This window comes from Algimonas ampicilliniresistens (genome assembly GCF_030159955.1).
Taxonomy (GTDB): Bacteria; Pseudomonadota; Alphaproteobacteria; order Caulobacterales; family Maricaulaceae; genus Litorimonas; species Litorimonas ampicilliniresistens.
In genome coordinates this window covers 467,088-483,609 of sequence record NZ_BSNK01000001.1, presented here as the reverse complement: position 1 = coordinate 483,609, position 16,522 = coordinate 467,088, and the positions used below count along the sequence as shown (strand labels likewise).

The window sequence follows — 16,522 nt, the reverse complement described above, 5'->3', positions numbered from 1 at the left end:
AACTCGTTGGATTGGAAAACCCTTAAAGGATTATTTTCTGTCCCATTAGTCCTGCCGATCAGACTCAGATCGATGGACCACAGAATAATCGTGGTCGCCAAGATGAGCCGCAATTACAGCGGACAACGGATCTAACTTGGGAACCACCTGCTCTTTGACCTTCTGGATCATGCTCAAAATCGAATTCATAGATGGAGCCTGCTCAAATCGTCTGAGTATCATTACGAGAAACTCCGCTGGAGGCGAACTTGGCTCTGGCTGATCGTCCGTCGGTTTGTTTTCACGAACCGTCGCGGGCTCACCGCTAATACTCTCTAAGACAGGTAAGAGTATTCTCACGGCCTTCTCGAGAGCCCAGTTAGTCGGTGGCCCCTTTGGAGGCTCAAACCTTTCGAGAAAATCTGAGATGCCAAAAAATAGTCGCTCTATGTCGTCCGGAAATTGTACTATGTCGATCGGGTCGCCGGGGATGGCCTGTCCTGAACAGTCTATGATAGCCACGGCATACTCCGCACTAAGTTCGTGCCATGCTAAGAATGCTTTCTTCAAAGCAGTTTGAAGTTTCCGAAGGTGTTGTTTTTGTTCCTTAGCAGGTTTCGAAACCCGCCGAAAAAGTAGTTCAGTCGAATACTCATTATGAGCTTCGTTCATGGACGTGATGAGCAACTCAATAGCCTCAGGGTCGGCTATGGCCATTAGCTCCTGCCCAGCTGCAACAAGATCCGGTTGAGCCTCAGAAAACGATATGTCGGGCTCATCTGCCGGGTCGTGTTTATCTGTCATCATCATCATCCCTTAAGCTCTGACAATAGCTCGATTTCTCATAAGGGACCTTATCCGTTTTCGGGAACAAGACATGCATCATGACGGCCAGTTGGATTACTTCACATGATGTTTTGAAATATCGGAACGGGTTTGAGGTCATGGACCGACCCTAACACATCGCTTCAAAGGCACTTTCTCCTGACAACGCCCATTGGCGTATTGCTCTGTGTTCTTTTGTCCGTGAATTGTCCCAAGATGCCATCATCGGCCATTTCATAAAGCAAAACGGCGGCGGCTTCCTCGAGGGGTATTCCCAGACCTTCACTCAATTCATGAACGATTGCCCTAGCCCCGTTTGAATTTTTTTCACCCATTACCTGCTCCCATCGGTAGACAAAGTTCTTGTTGCTTCGAGTAGGTCCGATGGGGCTACGTTTCGAAGGTGCGGAGGCCACGCCATTGGATAATCGTGGCTGAATAGAGGGTCGCCATCTCGTAATGTGCGCCCATTCGCAATTTCTGAAAGGGCGCCGAGACGCTCATGGTAGCGGACCTCGTCTCCACAGTATCTGAACGACATAGCGCGGCGTGGCTTATCCGATAGATTTCCACCTGCGCCGTGTACCGTCTGGCCTGACCCCACGAGGTGGTCCATTTTGAGAGTTAGAGTTTTTGACTATTTTGCGCTTGAATGAGCACATTATGGCGAGAAAATGCTACACACCTGAACAGATTATAGCGAAGCTATGAGAGGCCGATGTCAGGCTTACTTCTGGCGAGAAGACGAAGGCCATCTGCCGATCACTCGGCATTGCCGAACAGACTTATTATCGATGGCGACGCGAGTATGGCGGCCTTAAGGTCGATCAGGCACGGCGCCTGAAAATGCTGGAGGCGGGAAACGCTGGTCCAATCGTCAAGGCATCCTTAATGTCTATCTTCACCAGACCTCAAAACTCAGACTTGAAAAAATCGTATTATAATCAGCGCGATCAGAAATCCGCTGCCGGTCACTCCACACAGCATGCAGCATCCATGTCCCTGATCCGGGGTAGGCAAACGAAACAGTCCCATCCTTATCGGTCCTTACATGGGTTGCTGTATCGATCTCAGGTTCAGTACTGACGAGCCCGACAGTAATGCCACTCATAGGTTGACCTCGAAACATCACCTTTGCATTTAGAATCTCGCCTTCAACCCATGTCTGCGGATGATCCAACGCGATGATTTCGAGCGTTAAACCCACGGGGCGACGCAATCTCGATATGTCCGTCGGTAAAACAGGCCCAACTTGAAGCAGAGCTTTGCCACGGCGCGAATAGAGCTCTGTTCCAGGCGTATCCGTTGCTCCGCGATGAATACGGTCCAGTTGAATGAGTGTCAGGCCTTCCTCGGCCAGATAGTCCTCAAACTGAGTAGCGGGCAACTCAGAGAATGCGTTCGTTGTTTCAATCGTCAGTATATGTAGCCCAGGCGCATCCAGACCAATTGGTAAAACCTCGTCTTGGTCATAGTCTGCAAGGCCTGATTGCTGATCACGAACGCCATCAGGACCAACGGTACGGAGCGCGACGATGCGCTGCGGATCAACGGGCCACGTTAGGCGATCTTTCGGGTGACCAATTAAAACTGAGACGGGCACCTCAGAGGGGGCCGTTAATCGATAGGTACTTGGCGCCAACCAAAAATCATGGGCCGAAGATGCTATTGGGAACAAAACTGTTGTAGCGGCAAGACAGGTCACAGCAAAGGTACGGCTTAGAGTCATACGTGTATCTTCAGATTTGAGGAGAAGTTGTTTTAGCTACGCTCAGCGAGACCAAAAAGGTGCAGCGTTTTGGTATGAATTAGGGACGCACCGAAGCTAGGTTCTTCGACGTAACTGTTGTATACAGCTCGATTAAAGGATCAGAGCCATGCCGTTCCAATGTCGATCTGACCGGTGCGTAATGTCGGAAGGGAATTTCTATTCGCATCAAGGATGAAGACGTCGCCCAGCGTTTCGACCGCATTTACAAGGAGGGTGCCTCTGCGATGCCCGACTTGTACACGCTCACCGCACCGAAACTTTATGGCATTATCCACCGCGTCATGACTGACGACGAAAAATCTTCGCATGTGCTTTCAGAGGTGTATCGCCATATTTGGAAAACCCGATATGAATTTTCGGTCAAACCAACGATGAATGACCTTGTTGCGCTCGCACAGCGCTTTGCGCTGGATTACAAGCTGGCAGGCGAATGCATCACGAGAGCAGATGCGCCAAAGAATGACTCATCACGAGAAAGGTCACTCGACCCATCCGACCTTTCAGCGTCGGAGCTGGACTTATTGAGTCAAATTTATTCAGCCTCCATAGCCAATGACGATCAGCACTCACGAGAACCTTTAACATCACAGGCCCTTCAGGCCCGCTTGGTTGACCTCATTCCGAACGGAACCAAATCATGAGCGCGCCCCCAAAAAATAATGATGCGCTTATCATCGCCTATCTGACAGGTCAGGCCAGCGAGGCCGAAATCGTTCAGTTTAAAGCCCGCATTGGCGTCGACTCTGATTTCCGCAATCAAGTCGAAAGATTGGAATCTTGGTTAGCGCCGCTCAACCGTGATGTTGAAGACGTGACGCCGCCAGAAGGTCTGCTTGAATCGATCATGTCAGACATTCACGACCAAGAAACAGGAGCACCCGCGCAATCAATGCCTCTGCCGATCCCCGCCAACGACACAGGGCATGTCCAGTTTTGGAAGCGTCTGGCGATTGCCGCGTCTGCCGTGGCCGTTCTTTCACTTGGATCGCATTGGTTCATTCGTACCAATCCTGTGCAAGTGGATGAACAGCAGCGCTATATGGCTCTGTTATCCGGCGATACACCTTCACCTCTGGTCGCTATCGTCTATGATCCCAGAACGGGACAGGTTGTAGCCCGCCTGTCCAATGTCGACGTTCCCGATGATGGAGACCTTCAGCTTTGGTTGATCCGAGAAGGCGCTCCGGCCCCTGTTTCACTAGGTCTTCTTGACCGCACAGATCAAGGCCGGGTGGAACTCGTTATACCGGAAGATCTTAAGGCACAGACAGATACGCTTGCGCTCAGTTTGGAAGCTAAAGGTGGGTCGCGGTCCTCTGGACCAGAAGGGCCTGTTCTCTATACAGGAACCGTATCAGCGCTCGACTAAAGACGTTCCGTATTCAGACCAGTTCGTTTAGAGCCTTTGCGTCGCCAGATCGTTCAATGTCTTTGCGCATGCGCTGAAGGCCGCGCCGAACCCAACTCTTGGCCGTGTTGGTTGGAACGCCCAGGGATTCGCCAATTTCCCTCGCACTCATGCCGTCTACAGTCGAGAGTTTGACCGCTTCGGCGACATCTGGAGCCAGTTGAGCTAGATGGGGTGCCAATAAGCGACTAATCATCCAAGCTTTCGTGCTTTCCGCAGGACTAGGGCCATCATCTTCCAACCGCTCAATGATCGGGCCTGAAAGTGTTACCGTTTCCCGGTATCGGGACCGCGCCCGAAGTGCATCCAGTGCGCGGTTGCGCATGATGACCAGCATCCACGTAAAGGCCTTCCCTTTAACAGGATCGTATCGATATGCGTTCGTCCAGATCGAGACATAGGCTTTTTGCATGATGTCGGCGCAAGTGGCCTCATCATGGATCATACCCATCAATATTGCTGTGAACTTGCCAGATGTCAGTCGGTAGATTTCGGCAAAAGCATTTCGATTTCCCGCCGCACAATCAGACAAGTGCGCCGCCAACTCCGCATTCAATGCAGTGTACTTATCGTTCCGTTCCGTGCGGCGTGTCATCGAACCTCATCAGTCATGAGTTAAAAGCAACTAGCCTCAGCTTTCCTAACTCTTGGATGGGATTCAGATTGGAATCCAGAAGAATATTTAGACCGAACTAATCAGTAATTAAGTTACGGATGATCGCACCGTTTGTTCCGTCTGCGGCGTAACTGCTGTGCACAATCGAGACAGAACCGGAGACGAGGAGTCCCGTCTACCACTCGAACGCAGTCGATAACAGGACCAATCCGATGAATTTCTTTTCCCGATCACCTCGCGCAAATAGCGCCTCAAAGCGTATGGCTGCGCTTCTTGCCGCAACATCTCTCAGCGCCGCTACAATGTTTTCTGTTACAGCTAACGCGTCAAGCCACAGAGAAGCTCCGGGCATTACAGAAACGCCGAAGGTTGACGGCACGGATTTCTACATGTTCCGCAGTTACGAACCGGGTCGGTCAGGCTACGTCACCTTCATCGCAAACTATCAGCCGATCCAAGCACCTTATGGCGGTCCAAACTACTTCACGATGGATCCCGACGCTTTATATGAAATACATATAGATAGTGACGGCGACGCAGTCGAAGATCTGACGTTTCAGTTCGACTTCGACAATAACCTTGTCAACGGGACAGGCGTGACCTTGGATATTGGAGGTAAAACACTTGCTATTCCACTCAGATATGCTGGCTCCGTCACAGCAGGTGACTCCAGCAAGCTCGGCGAAACCGAAAATTACAGCCTGACAGTGGTCCAGGGTGACCGCCGGTCTGGCGCGCGGACAGTAATTGGGTCCGACTATATTAAGCCTCTCGATAATGTCGGCCCGAAAACACTACCGGACTATGCGGCCTACGCTAATCAATATATTTACGACGTCAGCCTACCAAATTGTAGCGCACCCGCTCGAATTTTCGTCGGACAACGTGCGGAAGCTTTTGCAGTCAATCTTGGTCAAGTCTTTGACCTCGTCAATCTTGTCCCGCTCGAAGGATCGATCACGCAATCGCGGGATAATGATGAGCTAGTCGGGAAAGCTAATGTGACCTCTATCGCTGTAGAAGCGCCGATCGAATGTGTCACCGGCAATGGCAACGGTGTCATCGGAGCATGGACAACGGCGAGCTTACCGCAAGCATCCTTGCGCGATCCGCTGCCAACATACGAGCAAACGGAATTACACGGTGGGGCTTACGTACAAGTCTCTCGCCTTTCCGCACCGCTCGTCAATGAAATCGTCATTGGTCTACCGGACAAAGATTTATTCAACGCGGCTGAGCCAACAATTGATGGGGCATTGGCCGATTATGTCACTAACCCAACTTTCCCAGCCCTAATCGATGTTTTGTTCAGGGATGCTTTGGGAGCAACGAGCAATATTGCGCCGTCTAACCTTCCCCGAACGGACCTTGTTGCGGCCTTCCTGACCGGTATTGAAGGTGTCAATCAGCAAGCAACTGTAACGCCCTCAGAAATGATGCGTTTGAATACGGCGATCGCCGCGACACCTCGAGCCAGTCAGTCCAATTTGGGTGTGGCGGGGAATGATTTGGCCGGATTCCCCAACGGCCGACGACCCGGTGACGATGTCGTAGATATCGAACTTAGAGTCGCAATGGGAGCCTTGTGCCACGATATTCCAGTAAATGGTGTTCCGACTAATCTAGGCTTCTGTACCCCATCAGATGCCCCTGTTGGCGATCAACCTTTCACGGACGGGGCACCAATCTCGGCAACGGATGTTCAGAATGTCTTTCCCTACCTGAACACGCCGCTGCCGGGTGCGGAATAGGGTGGATCATAACATGAACACGAAACACCTTTTTCTTATCGTGGCCATTCCAGCCTTGTTTTTATCCGCCTGTGGTGGCGGTGGTGACAATAATTTCACACCGCCACCTACGGGCACAGTTGTTATTCCGCCTGTGCCGCCTCCGCCGACACCTCCAACCCCGCCGCCAACTCCAGATAGTACACCACAGGCCGCTGCTGGCGCAGGTTTCGCAACTGCGTTTAATGCTAATCAGTTCGATGAGCCCAGAAACCCAATTATGGGTGATATTATTGCGCTCGATAAAATGGCTGAGCCGACAGATATCGCTAACCCCTGATTTTGGGAGTTCGAGTGGGCGAACAGAAAAGGCCGCACTGGGAAACCGGTGCGGCCTTTTCGATCTTTAGATTTAAGCCCTAGCGAGGCTTGTCAAAATCCATCTCAACGACAGAGATTGCGCTAATGTGCCAACCACTCCCAATATTTGTATAGATAAGATCGAACCGGATGGACTTCGGTCGGAAATCAAACCCTCCTCGCAAACGCAGAGAGCCGTCCGCCAGGATTTCCGGTGACTGATAGTAGGTCGGACTGGACAGGATCGTGCGACCAACGTCCACGCGATTATTACGAAGATCAGCAAAAGACTGCGACAATCTCAGAACACTATTCTGTTTTTGAAACCCGTCCGCCCCTAGACCGTGCAGCACTTCGTAATTCCCTGTCCGATTGGCATTATCGAGCGCAACAAGGGTCGACCAGACTAGGCGCGCCAGCGTATTGTCATCGGGAACTCTGACGCGCTCGACCTGAGGCACTTGTCTGACCTGTGCTGCGGCGCTGTCGACGAAACTCAAAGATGGAAGCGTGAAGGCCAATATCGCTGAAATCAAAAGTGTCGGTTTCATCGTCGGTTCCCATTTGAGGAGAAAAAGGCCCCGACCTTGAAACGAGATCGGGGCCTTTTGATGTGTGTTACAGACTATTTGTGCAAGCATGCAGCGAAACTGTAGGGGTTGTTACCAGCTGGCGTTAAACCCAGCTCGTGCACCTGTGCTGCCGTTATCGACACCCGTTGTAACGGCGCCATTGAACTGGAAGTTATTATTCAGGCGATATGCGACAGATCCTGCAAAAGCACTCTCGTCGTCATAATACCCAACGCCACCAGAAACCGCGAAACTGTGACCGAGGGGCACATAGGCTGTATCCAGCGCAAGAGCGGCTGCAACACCTGCTCTGTTGTCGAGAATGGCATCGATATTTCGCGAAATCTGCGCCGAGTTGGAGCCGATTGACGCGGAGTTCAACGCGATCGCAGCACTGGCAGAGGCCAGCCCGTCCGAGTTGCGCTGGATTGCGCCCATATTCGTGGAGATCGCTGCCGCGTTCAACATGATTGCGCCTGAGTTGTTCGCAATCGCCGCACCATTCGCATTCTGGCCCTGAGACAAGGTGAAATCGGCCGCGATATTGCCATTACGGTCGGTTGTGACCAAGCCAATATCGCCTGTTTGTGCAGCTGTGCTCGCGGTCGATGTCAGGCCAGCCAGCGTATAAGTGTTTCCGGATGTCCCAATCGCAACCTGATTAGTGCGAGTTGTCGTCGCACCATTGCCAATCGCGGTTGAGTTGACAAACCCGGCCGTCGCCTGATTACCAATCGCTGTAGCTGTGTCTGCATTTGCGACGGCGGCTTCACCGACGGCGAGAGAGCGAACGCCCGACGCGGCTGCTAGATGGCCAAACGCTTGAGCGCGCTCAGCCGTGGCCATAGACCGCCAACCGATCGCCGTTGAACCTGGACCCATCGCCACAGCCTCACCACCGACGACTGTCGTGGATGGGCCAGTCGCGCTCGCCATTGTGCCGATGGCCATCGCGTCAGTTCCGTTTGCGGCGGCCTGATTACCCATCGCGATAGATTGCTCGCCTTGAGCATTAGCGGCTTCGCCAACGGCGAGGGAGCGGACACCGGATGCGCTCGCTAGATGACCAAAGGCATGCGCCCGTTCGGCGCTTGCATTGGAACGCCACCCGAACGCCGTAGCAGCAAGACCGTCTGCGACGGCCTCACCACCAACCGCCGTTGTCGAATTGCCATTCGCAATACTTTCTGTGCCGATGGCGACCGCATCAACGCCGGTCGCGGATGCGACATTGCCGATGGCAACGGCTTGCTCACCCGTAGCGGAAGCAGCTTCACCAACAGCCAATGTCCGGACACCATTCGCGCTAGCCAGATGCCCGATTGCGTGGGCCCGTTCGCCGACAGCGTTGGATCTCCACCCAAAAGCGGTGGCCGCAATACCGTTAGCACTCGCCTCGCCGCCCACAGCGGTCGAAGATGTACCGTTAGAGATACTGTCTGTCCCGACGGCAAGCGCATCGTTGCCGTTTGCATCAGCATTCACACCACATTCCAGAGCAGTCGCTTGATCGCCTAAATTACAGTCGGCTGTGCCGTCGGCAAAGGCAGACGTTGCCATCGAGAGCGAGAACCCCAGCGCTAGGGTAGAAATTGTGTAGATACCTGATTGACGCATTGGGCTTGCCCTTTTCCGAAAGCTGTAGATTTACAATTACAGCTACGCTTTAGGGCTCAGATTTGGTGCAAGAGAAGTCCGGAACCTGCTCAGGTTACGACCTTCAAGATCATTGTTCGGGCAAACTTCTTCCTGACAATGTCATCCGGGAAAATGATTTTAGGTGACTTTTGAGCGAATTGAAAATCGTGATGCGCGATAGGCTTCCGTTTTCAAAACATCCTCCAGAGCTTCTAGCGTTTTCCAGACATCTTCATATCCAAGAAATAGGGGCGACAGACCAAATCTAATTGTCGTCGGGGGTCTAAAATCGGTTTTGTAGCCTCGCTCTGCCAGTGCTCGGGATACAGCATACCCCTCTGGATGACTAAGACTGACATGTCCCCCACGGTTTGTTCCTATTGCCGGAGAGGATGACGGCAGGCCAAGTCGTGAAAAAGCCGCGAGGCACATGTTACCGAGCCTTTGCGCCTTTTTCTCAACGTCGCCAAGCGCGACCCTATCGAACACGTCGAGAGCGCCATTCAGAGCGGACATTGACAGGATAGGCGGTGTACCCGCTACAAATCGCTTTATGCCGTCGCCCGGTTCGTAAATTTTTTCGAAGGCAAATGGACGCGCATGGCCAAGCCAGCCAGCCAGAGGTGTTTCAAGATCAACCACTTGATCGCGATCAACATAGATAAAAGCCGGCGCACCGGGACCGCCATTGAGGTATTTATACGTACATCCTACAGCATATTTCACGCCCCAGTCGGCAAGTTTCAGATCTAATACTCCGGTGGCATGACTCAGGTCCCAGACGACGGCGCTGCCATGTTTGCGGGCCAAGTTTTCAATGGCATCGACATCTGAAATTGCGGCAGTCCGATAATCGACGAAGCTGCGCACAAGAACGCTGCCGCTTTCGAAACTGTCAGGTCCGGCCCCAGGCTCAGTACGGACAAAGTCAACGCCAGAAAATTGTGCAAGACGTTGTAGAATATACTGATCGGTTGGAAACTCACCGGCTTCAACAATGATGCGTCCGGTCATGCCCTCGCGATCAATCAAAGCGCCGACAAGTTTGAATAGGTTGATTGAAACACTGTCGCAGACGATGACGTCGCTAGCATCAACGCCGATGAGCCGGGCAATGCGTGCGCCGACAGTGGGGGGGAGATCAATCCAGCCTGCTGTGTTCCATGACCCCACAAGACCTGACGCCCACTCCACCTCTCCGGCTTTACGAAGGCAGTCCAGTGCGCGCCGTGTGGGAGGGCCGAGTGAATGGCCGACTAGATACGTAATATCCTCATCCAAGTCGAATTCAGATCGCGTTGGCGCCAGCGGGTCTTCTGCGTCGAACGTAATAGCGTCTGCCAGAGATTTCGGAAACTCGACACCGTGCATGATGATCAATCCATTCTTGTGCAGACAATCATCCGGAGCTTAAGACTTACAGACGGGATCTATGGGAGGATGTTTTGACTATACGCATTACTGTGTCGTTGATGACAATGGCAATATTCATGTCAGCCTGCGCAAACGCGCCTGAAACGGTCGATTCAGTGTCTCCTGTACGGCTTATGACGTGGAGTGACTTGACGAGCCGAGACCTACCTCAGCCGACGTCAACACATGCTTACGGCGATAATCCTGCCCAGATCGCGGACCTATGGCTACCAGACGGGCCTAGCCCCCATCCGGCCGTACTGATGGTGCACGGTGGCTGTTGGCAGAAAGCGATCGCTGACCGAACATTGATGAACTACGCAGCTGAAGATTTGCGTCAGCGGGGGCTGGCCGTCTGGAATATCGAATATCGCGGTGTGGACGAAATTGGCGGCGGTTATCCAGGCACGTTTCTGGACGTCAGCATGGCTACCAACATGCTGGTTGAGAAAGGTCCTAAACTTGGACTCGCTGTCGAGCAGATTGTTGCAATCGGTCATTCTGCTGGCGGGCACCTTGCAGCTTGGCTCGCAGCCCAGCCAAACCTTCGATCTGATAGCGACGTCAGCAGCGGGCATACCGCACCGCTCGCGGCTGTGATAATATCGGGCGGACTGGCCGATCTGGAAGCTTCCGAACCCGTTACGCTAGAAAGCTGTCTTGGGTCTATCATAGATGATCTTACTGGATCACCGGATGAAGGACGGCTGAGGGTATTTTCGGATACGTCACCGACTGAACTGTTGCCCGTCGATGCCATACTGATCAGTGTAAACGGGGATAAGGATCGCATTGCGCCGCCAGAGCTTGGCAGAAGCTTTACAAAGGCAGTGCGCGCCGCTGGCGGACAGGCCAACTATATTGAAATCAGGAACGCTGGCCATGTCGAGCTCATCTCGCCCGGAACCGAGGCGTTCGAAGTTCAGGCAAAATTGATAGAGTCGTACGTAAATCGGTAGACGCTTGACCGAGACAAATGGAATTAGAATTTTGACGTCGTGAAATTTTTACCCTCTTCCATACGCCGAATTCCCTGATCCACATTTCAGGGAAATTGTCCCTAGAACCTATATTTACCGGCGGTTTCGACGCTCAGTCTCATCCGAAAACCTATAGATCACGTATTTTCCCTGTAAATTCCCTGTATTTCAGGGAATTTGGTGCGAGACTGGTTCGCAAGTGACTGCACCCACCACCAGTCCTTTCTTTTGCGAACAGCGGAATTCTACCTCTTGTGATATAACCCTTTAGTTTGCGTAGGTTCGCAGGGTATGAGGCTGTTACAGGTCTAAGAGAGTTACGTTTCAGACGAGATTCACGACTTTCCCGCCTCCAATCTCAGCGCCGGACGCAAGTTACCCTTCGTTGAAAGTGGCTAGAGATCGATGTGAGCGTCGCAGTTCCGCTGACTTCCCTTCAGGACTGCGCAATCGCGACCGCCTCCTTAGCGAGGCTTGTGATGGCGGCAAAGTCGCCGCGTGTTATCGCGTCCTTGGGGGTTAGCCAAGAACCGCCACACGCCAAAACGGCCGGTACGGCGAGATAATCCTTGAGGTTGGCGGGGCTAACCCCGCCCGTTGGCATGAAGCGAACATCACGAAAAACCGAAGACAGCGCCTTAGCCATCTTTGGACCGCCAACAAGACTTGCGGGAAATAGCTTTACGGTCCGCAAGCCGAGGTTCCACGCTTGCTGAAGCTCAGTCGCGGTGGAGACACCAGGCAATATCGGCACACCTGCATCCTTCGCCACTTTCACAGACGCTGGATCGAGGCCGGGCGACACGATGAAGGTTGCACCGCGGCGAATAACCTCCTCGGATTGGTCAGCGCTTAGCACCGTTCCCGCCCCAACATGGGCCTGCGGAAACTCCTTCGCGATAGCCTCTAGGCAATCGAGTGCAGCGTCCGTGCGCAACACAACTTCCAGCACGTCAAGACCACCCTCAAGGAGGGCTTCCGATATTTTAAGGGCCGTCGCTGGATCGTCCGATTGGACGAGCGGGACGACGCGCTTAGCTTCGAGGGAGGCAATCATATCCGTCATGGCGAGGTCCTTCAGGTCCACAGAATTAGCGCTGCACGCGACCCGAGCCATCGCCGCCCATGAGAGCCTCAACTTCGGCGCGGGACACGCGGTTAAAGTCCCCTAACACTGAGTGTTTGAGCGCGGAACCCGCAACCGCGAAATCGAGCGAATCCTGTGGCTCTTCATGCAGTGTCAGCCCAGCGATGAAAGCCGACGCGAAACTATCGCCTCCACCGACGCGATCCACGATATCGGTGAGCTGGTATTTTTTCGAGAGCAAGAAATCTCCCCCCCGGTTACGCATGCAGGCCTGCCAGCCATTCACATTGGCGTTCACAGCTGCGCGCAGTGTGATCGCGATCGTCTTCATGTTGGGATAGATATCGAGCACTTTTGACGTCAGCTCTTCGTATTTGGATGTGTCGAGATGACCAGACCCGCTCTCCACATCAACATCAACGCTAATGCCCAGCGACTTCTGGCAATCCTCTTCATTGGCAATGCCGACATCGACATATTTCACTAAGTCGCGCATCACATCCGGCGCGGTCTTGCCGTATTTCCAAAGCTTACCACGAAAATTGAAGTCACAGGAGACTGTAAGACCTGCGGCTTGGGCCGCCTTCACACACTCCATAGACAGATCGGCAGAGTCCTGCGTCAGTGCCGGGGTGATGCCCGTAATGTGCAGCCACTTCGCACCCTTGAAAATTGCGGGCCAATCAAAGTCACCGGGCTTGCACTGACCGATCGAGCTATGCGCGCGGTCGTAAATAACCTTGGACGCGCGTTGGTTCGCACCTGTCTCGAGAAAGTAAATCCCGACACGGTCGCCCTGACGCAACACATTGGACGTGTCCACGCCAAGTCCACGGAGCTGGTTGATCGCGGCCTGTCCAATATCATTGTCTGGTAGAGCGGAGATAAACCCCGCATCGAGTCCATAATTGCAGAGCGACACGGCAACATTCGCCTCGCCGCCTCCAAAGGTCGCCTCAAGGGAAGGTGATTGGAAAAAGCGCTCATAACCGGGCGAGCGCAAGCGTAGCATGATTTCGCCGAAGGAAAGAAAGTCGGTCATTTTTTTAGCTCAATCTGTGGATTGGGTGTGAGGGAAGAGACGAACAGTGAAACGGCCGTACCGGCCAAAGTCGAACGTCGCAGACGTGTCCGTGCGTGACTGATGCACGCCTGTGATCGCACCCGAGGAGAGAAGCAGGCTGTCCGGCACTTGAATGTTATCCGGTAGGGTTTGGATGTGGTTTAATAGGAAGCGAAGCGCGCCGAACGGACCCTGAGCGTCAAGGCGCGGATAAGCCGTGAAAGACGCATCCGCGTCGATCGTAACGACGACTTTAGACGCATCCAATCTCCCCATCTCGGATAGCTCGACTTTCGGGCCAACGATCACCCCGCCTTGCACACCGAAATCGGCAATGATCGCGCCGGGGCCGAGCGCATTCGTGCCGCGAAAGGGGGAGCCTGCGATCTCAGCCCCTATGTTTATTGCCGAGATAAAGTCTCGCGCAGATTCCAGTGTCTCCACGGGGCCATCGAGCGCTTCGAGACCCGATAATGTCAATATGAACTCTGCCTCATAAGCCGCCATGCCGCCATCGAACGCGGGCACATCAACCGTGCCGCCGTCCTCTACTCGGTAAACCTGCCTATCTGAGACGGGCCCCGCGAGCCATCCGCCAGGAAAAGCATCTGCAAATTCGGGGGGCACGCCGCCGACTTTGAACCCCGCCAGTCCGTGGCCGCGTTCACGAATTCCGGCATGCTGAACGGCATAGGCGGCTTTAGGCGTTGCGGGTACGTCGCCAGGAAAACTGTCAGTCGCTTTCTGCCCCGCTCGCGCTGCCACGAGCGCGGTTGACAGCTTGCCTGACTGCATTTCTGTGAGGCTCATGGCTGCGGTCTCAGTCTACGGCCCACGCGACTAGCTGTCCTTTAGGCCAACGAAATAATCGAAGATCTCCGGCACATTTCCATCGCCCATGCCGGCTTCCACAGCCGCCTTCAGGTTGGCCGACGTGGCCTCCCCTATGGATGTCTGCGAGTTTAGGTCAGAAACCATCTGTACGAAGTAGCCCAGATCTTTGTTGGCGTTGTTGATAGAGAAGCCGAGGTCGCTGACATCATCGACCGCATAATTCTTACAGAACCGCATGAAGGGCGAGTTAGACGGACCGGCTGACATGATGTCGTAGAGTTGTTGGCGATCGACCCCAGCGAGCTTGGCGACCGCGAATGCTTGAGACATGGCGCAGACTGTTGTCATCCCCATGAAATTATTGATCAACTTGGTCGTGTGGCCTGCGCCGAGATCACCCAGATAGAAGACGTTCTCGCCCTGCTCCTTGAGTATCGGCTCAAACTTCTCAAACGTATCCTTATCGCCAGCCGCCATGATGTTCAGCAGGCCATCCTTGGCATGGGCGGGCGTACGGCCCAGAGGCGCGTCGAGCATCCCAACGCCCTTTTTAGCGAGGTCTGCGCCGATTTTCTTTGTCGACGCCGGAATGGACGTGCCGAAGTCGATAAGAACCGAGCCGGATTTGAACCCTGCGAGCAGCCCGTTTTCGCCATAGACAATCTTTTCGACGACCGCGGACGTGGTGAGGCAAAGCTCGACGATATCGCAAGCCTCTGCCAGTTCTTTTGGCGAGCTTGCCTCTCGTGCGTTTCCGCGCTCGAGAACCTTAGCGACGGCGTCCTTGTTGAGGTCCATGACGACAACTTCAAAACCTCGTTTTTGTAGGTTCTCGACCATATTGCCGCCCATGAGGCCGAGGCCAATAAAGCCAATGACAGGTTTGGACATATCGTGTTCCTTTACGAAGTTTTGTCGGAGCCGTGACGCGGCTGCAGGGGTTCGATTTTAGGGATGAAGATCCAGACGCTAGCGACTGCTGACACGGCTAGGATCGCTCCGATTATAAAGGCTGGCATGTAGCTCGTTTCCGTCAAGCGCGGCACGAGCCAGACAAGACCTGCTGCGGCAAGCTTGGCAGCTGTCCCGGCATATCCTGCGAGCGATCCAACGGACTTCTGGCTATAGAGATCGCTTGGTAATGTCTGAATATTGCCGATCGCTGTTTGGAAACCGAACAGGATAACGGCCATGATCAACACGGCGAGGATCGGTGTGGATGCGACCGACATGCCAAGCAACGCTGGAAGCATGATCGCACCACCTAATGTGATGACCGTCTTGCGTGTTCGGTCAACTGACCAACCCGAGTTCAATCGGTTTTGGGCTAGAAGGCCACCAAACCACGCACCAAACATCGCGCCTACATAGGGCACCCAAGCATAGAGGCCGATTTCCTTCACATTGAAACCGAAAGTGTCGATGAGGTAGATCGGAATCCACGCGACGAACAACCACCAGATCGGGTCGATGAACATGGCCGATAGGATCGCGCCCCAAGTCTGACGGCGACCCAGCATCTCTCCAGTTGTCGGACTATAACCTAGATCTTCACCTGTATCCGACATCGTGAGCTGTCCGGACAGAATATATTCGCGTTCCGACTCGCTCAGCCATGGGTGGCTCTCAGGCTTGGATTTGTACACGATTAGCCAGGGGATAAGCCACAACAGGCCAACAAGACCAATACAGATGAAGATCGCCTTCCAGCCGAGAAACGCGGCCAGCAGAGCCAAGAGCGGCGGCGAAACGATACCACCAATGGCCGCGCCCGAGTTGAAAATGCCCTGGGCGAAAGCACGCTCATTGACCGGGAACCATTCGGCGTTGGCTTTTGCAGCACCGGGCCAATTGCCTGCTTCGGAAACCCCGAGAATACCTCGGAACAATCCGAATGTGAGCACGCTACTGGCGAAAGCATGCAACGCTGTTGCAATAGACCAAGCTCCGATCGACAGCACAAAACCTATGCGCGTTCCGAGCCAATCAAAAATCTTACCAAAGATTGTCTGGCCAAACGCATAGGCAAGCACGAAGACCGTGAAAATATTGGCGTAGTCTTGGTTCGAGAACCCAAATTCCGCCTTGATTTCTGGCCACAACACGCCCAGCGCGCCGCGATCAATATAATTGATGACAGTCGCCAAAGCGACAAGACCAACAACAGCCCAGCGCAAGTTTCCACCCGCACGGCGGGGCGCAGGATCAACTCCACCCGCAGTCTTCTTTACCTCAGTCTCTGCCAT

Annotated in this window: 17 protein-coding genes and 2 pseudogenes; 6 read left to right on the top strand and 13 right to left on the bottom strand. The window is 53.7% G+C overall.

The window, feature by feature from the left end:
- Positions 1–45: 45 nt before the first annotated feature.
- The 3 genes and pseudogenes from QQL54_RS02115 to QQL54_RS02110 all read right to left on the bottom strand — a co-directional run bounded on the left by QQL54_RS02115 (position 46) and on the right by QQL54_RS02110 (position 1,139).
- Positions 46–792 carry a hypothetical protein gene (locus QQL54_RS02115; RefSeq protein WP_284387034.1) on the bottom strand — a complete coding sequence of 249 codons (747 nt, stop codon included), beginning with the start codon at positions 790–792 and terminating at the stop codon, positions 46–48.
- A gap of 52 nt (positions 793–844) precedes the next feature.
- Positions 845–925, bottom strand: a pseudogene (locus QQL54_RS15520) (IS6 family transposase); the annotation flags it as partial.
- Positions 926–947: 22 nt separating this feature from the next.
- Positions 948–1,139: a hypothetical protein gene (locus QQL54_RS02110; RefSeq protein ID WP_284387032.1), complete on the bottom strand. Its 192-nt coding sequence runs from the start codon at positions 1,137–1,139 to the stop codon at positions 948–950.
- Between the two features lie 400 nt (positions 1,140–1,539).
- On the opposite strand from QQL54_RS02110, the pseudogene QQL54_RS15515 reads away from it, so the two are divergent.
- Positions 1,540–1,656, top strand: a pseudogene (locus QQL54_RS15515) (transposase); the annotation flags it as partial.
- 49 nt (positions 1,657–1,705) lie between these two features.
- Here QQL54_RS15515 and QQL54_RS02105 read toward each other — a convergent pair.
- Positions 1,706–2,533: a DUF4198 domain-containing protein gene (locus QQL54_RS02105; protein WP_284387030.1), complete on the bottom strand. Its 828-nt coding sequence runs from the start codon at positions 2,531–2,533 to the stop codon at positions 1,706–1,708.
- A gap of 323 nt (positions 2,534–2,856) precedes the next feature.
- Between QQL54_RS02105 and QQL54_RS02100 the strand changes: the two genes are divergently transcribed.
- On the top strand, positions 2,857–3,216 hold the full coding sequence (locus QQL54_RS02100; protein ID WP_284387028.1) for a hypothetical protein: 360 nt from the start codon (positions 2,857–2,859) through the stop codon (positions 3,214–3,216).
- On the top strand, positions 3,213–3,944 hold the full coding sequence (locus QQL54_RS02095; RefSeq protein WP_284387026.1) for an anti-sigma factor: 732 nt from the start codon (positions 3,213–3,215) through the stop codon (positions 3,942–3,944). Before QQL54_RS02100 ends, QQL54_RS02095 begins: the two co-directional genes overlap by 4 nt.
- A 13-nt stretch (positions 3,945–3,957) precedes the next feature.
- Here QQL54_RS02095 and QQL54_RS02090 read toward each other — a convergent pair whose 3' ends face one another.
- On the bottom strand, positions 3,958–4,578 hold the full coding sequence (locus QQL54_RS02090) for an RNA polymerase sigma factor (RefSeq protein ID WP_284387024.1): 621 nt from the start codon (positions 4,576–4,578) through the stop codon (positions 3,958–3,960).
- Positions 4,579–4,859: 281 nt separating this feature from the next.
- On the opposite strand from QQL54_RS02090, the gene QQL54_RS02085 reads away from it, so the two are divergent.
- Both QQL54_RS02085 and QQL54_RS02080 read left to right on the top strand, forming a co-directional pair.
- A complete protein-coding gene (locus QQL54_RS02085; protein WP_284387023.1) occupies positions 4,860–6,350 on the top strand; it encodes a DUF4331 domain-containing protein in 1,491 nt (496 codons plus the stop codon).
- A 13-nt stretch (positions 6,351–6,363) separates the two neighbouring features.
- Positions 6,364–6,669, top strand: coding sequence for a hypothetical protein (locus QQL54_RS02080; protein ID WP_284387021.1), 306 nt, complete (start codon positions 6,364–6,366; stop codon positions 6,667–6,669).
- 79 nt (positions 6,670–6,748) lie between these two features.
- On the opposite strand, the gene QQL54_RS02075 is transcribed toward QQL54_RS02080, so the two are convergent.
- From QQL54_RS02075 to QQL54_RS02065, 3 genes are all read right to left on the bottom strand, one after another.
- Positions 6,749–7,240: a hypothetical protein gene (locus tag QQL54_RS02075; RefSeq protein ID WP_284387019.1), complete on the bottom strand. Its 492-nt coding sequence runs from the start codon at positions 7,238–7,240 to the stop codon at positions 6,749–6,751.
- Positions 7,241–7,351: 111 nt separating this feature from the next.
- Complete coding sequence (locus QQL54_RS02070; protein WP_284387017.1) at positions 7,352–8,878, bottom strand: YadA-like family protein; 1,527 nt, start codon at positions 8,876–8,878, stop codon at positions 7,352–7,354.
- Between the two features lie 159 nt (positions 8,879–9,037).
- Positions 9,038–10,270 carry an aminotransferase class V-fold PLP-dependent enzyme gene (locus QQL54_RS02065; RefSeq protein WP_284387015.1) on the bottom strand — a complete coding sequence of 411 codons (1,233 nt, stop codon included), beginning with the start codon at positions 10,268–10,270 and terminating at the stop codon, positions 9,038–9,040.
- A gap of 74 nt (positions 10,271–10,344) precedes the next feature.
- Here QQL54_RS02065 and QQL54_RS02060 point away from each other — a divergent pair, with 74 nt between their 5' ends.
- Positions 10,345–11,271: an alpha/beta hydrolase gene (locus QQL54_RS02060; protein WP_284387014.1), complete on the top strand. Its 927-nt coding sequence runs from the start codon at positions 10,345–10,347 to the stop codon at positions 11,269–11,271.
- 457 nt (positions 11,272–11,728) lie between these two features.
- On the opposite strand, the gene QQL54_RS02055 is transcribed toward QQL54_RS02060, so the two are convergent.
- From QQL54_RS02055 to QQL54_RS02035, 5 genes are read right to left on the bottom strand one after another with little or no spacing between them, the layout of a single operon-like run.
- Entirely contained in the window at positions 11,729–12,358 is a 630-nt protein-coding gene (locus QQL54_RS02055; protein ID WP_284387012.1) for a bifunctional 4-hydroxy-2-oxoglutarate aldolase/2-dehydro-3-deoxy-phosphogluconate aldolase, read from the bottom strand.
- 25 nt (positions 12,359–12,383) lie between these two features.
- On the bottom strand, positions 12,384–13,421 hold the full coding sequence (locus tag QQL54_RS02050) for a sugar kinase (protein WP_284387010.1): 1,038 nt from the start codon (positions 13,419–13,421) through the stop codon (positions 12,384–12,386).
- 9 nt (positions 13,422–13,430) lie between these two features.
- Positions 13,431–14,252: a hypothetical protein gene (locus QQL54_RS02045; RefSeq protein WP_284387007.1), complete on the bottom strand. Its 822-nt coding sequence runs from the start codon at positions 14,250–14,252 to the stop codon at positions 13,431–13,433.
- A gap of 30 nt (positions 14,253–14,282) precedes the next feature.
- Positions 14,283–15,167, bottom strand: coding sequence for an NAD(P)-dependent oxidoreductase (locus QQL54_RS02040; protein ID WP_284387005.1), 885 nt, complete (start codon positions 15,165–15,167; stop codon positions 14,283–14,285).
- An 11-nt stretch (positions 15,168–15,178) separates the two neighbouring features.
- Positions 15,179–16,522, bottom strand: a complete 1,344-nt coding sequence (locus QQL54_RS02035; protein WP_284387003.1) for an MFS transporter — start codon at positions 16,520–16,522, stop codon at positions 15,179–15,181.

Coding starts and splice junctions, on each gene's coding strand:
- QQL54_RS02040 (WP_284387005.1), bottom strand. CDS start 15,167: ATGTCCAAACCTGTCATTGGCTTTATTGGCCTCGGCCTCATGGGCGGC.
- QQL54_RS02055 (WP_284387012.1), bottom strand. CDS start 12,358: ATGACGGATATGATTGCCTCCCTCGAAGCTAAGCGCGTCGTCCCGCTC.
- QQL54_RS02070 (WP_284387017.1), bottom strand. CDS start 8,878: ATGCGTCAATCAGGTATCTACACAATTTCTACCCTAGCGCTGGGGTTC.
- QQL54_RS02115 (WP_284387034.1), bottom strand. CDS start 792: ATGATGATGATGACAGATAAACACGACCCGGCAGATGAGCCCGACATA.
- QQL54_RS02100 (WP_284387028.1), top strand. CDS start 2,857: ATGACTGACGACGAAAAATCTTCGCATGTGCTTTCAGAGGTGTATCGC.
- QQL54_RS02110 (WP_284387032.1), bottom strand. CDS start 1,139: ATGGGTGAAAAAAATTCAAACGGGGCTAGGGCAATCGTTCATGAATTG.
- QQL54_RS02035 (WP_284387003.1), bottom strand. CDS start 16,522: ATGGCAGAGACTGAGGTAAAGAAGACTGCGGGTGGAGTTGATCCTGCG.
- QQL54_RS02045 (WP_284387007.1), bottom strand. CDS start 14,252: ATGAGCCTCACAGAAATGCAGTCAGGCAAGCTGTCAACCGCGCTCGTG.
- QQL54_RS02075 (WP_284387019.1), bottom strand. CDS start 7,240: ATGAAACCGACACTTTTGATTTCAGCGATATTGGCCTTCACGCTTCCA.
- QQL54_RS02085 (WP_284387023.1), top strand. CDS start 4,860: ATGGCTGCGCTTCTTGCCGCAACATCTCTCAGCGCCGCTACAATGTTT.
- QQL54_RS02080 (WP_284387021.1), top strand. CDS start 6,364: ATGAACACGAAACACCTTTTTCTTATCGTGGCCATTCCAGCCTTGTTT.
- QQL54_RS02090 (WP_284387024.1), bottom strand. CDS start 4,578: ATGACACGCCGCACGGAACGGAACGATAAGTACACTGCATTGAATGCG.
- QQL54_RS02095 (WP_284387026.1), top strand. CDS start 3,213: ATGAGCGCGCCCCCAAAAAATAATGATGCGCTTATCATCGCCTATCTG.
- QQL54_RS02050 (WP_284387010.1), bottom strand. CDS start 13,421: ATGACCGACTTTCTTTCCTTCGGCGAAATCATGCTACGCTTGCGCTCG.
- QQL54_RS02105 (WP_284387030.1), bottom strand. CDS start 2,533: ATGACTCTAAGCCGTACCTTTGCTGTGACCTGTCTTGCCGCTACAACA.
- QQL54_RS02065 (WP_284387015.1), bottom strand. CDS start 10,270: ATGCACGGTGTCGAGTTTCCGAAATCTCTGGCAGACGCTATTACGTTC.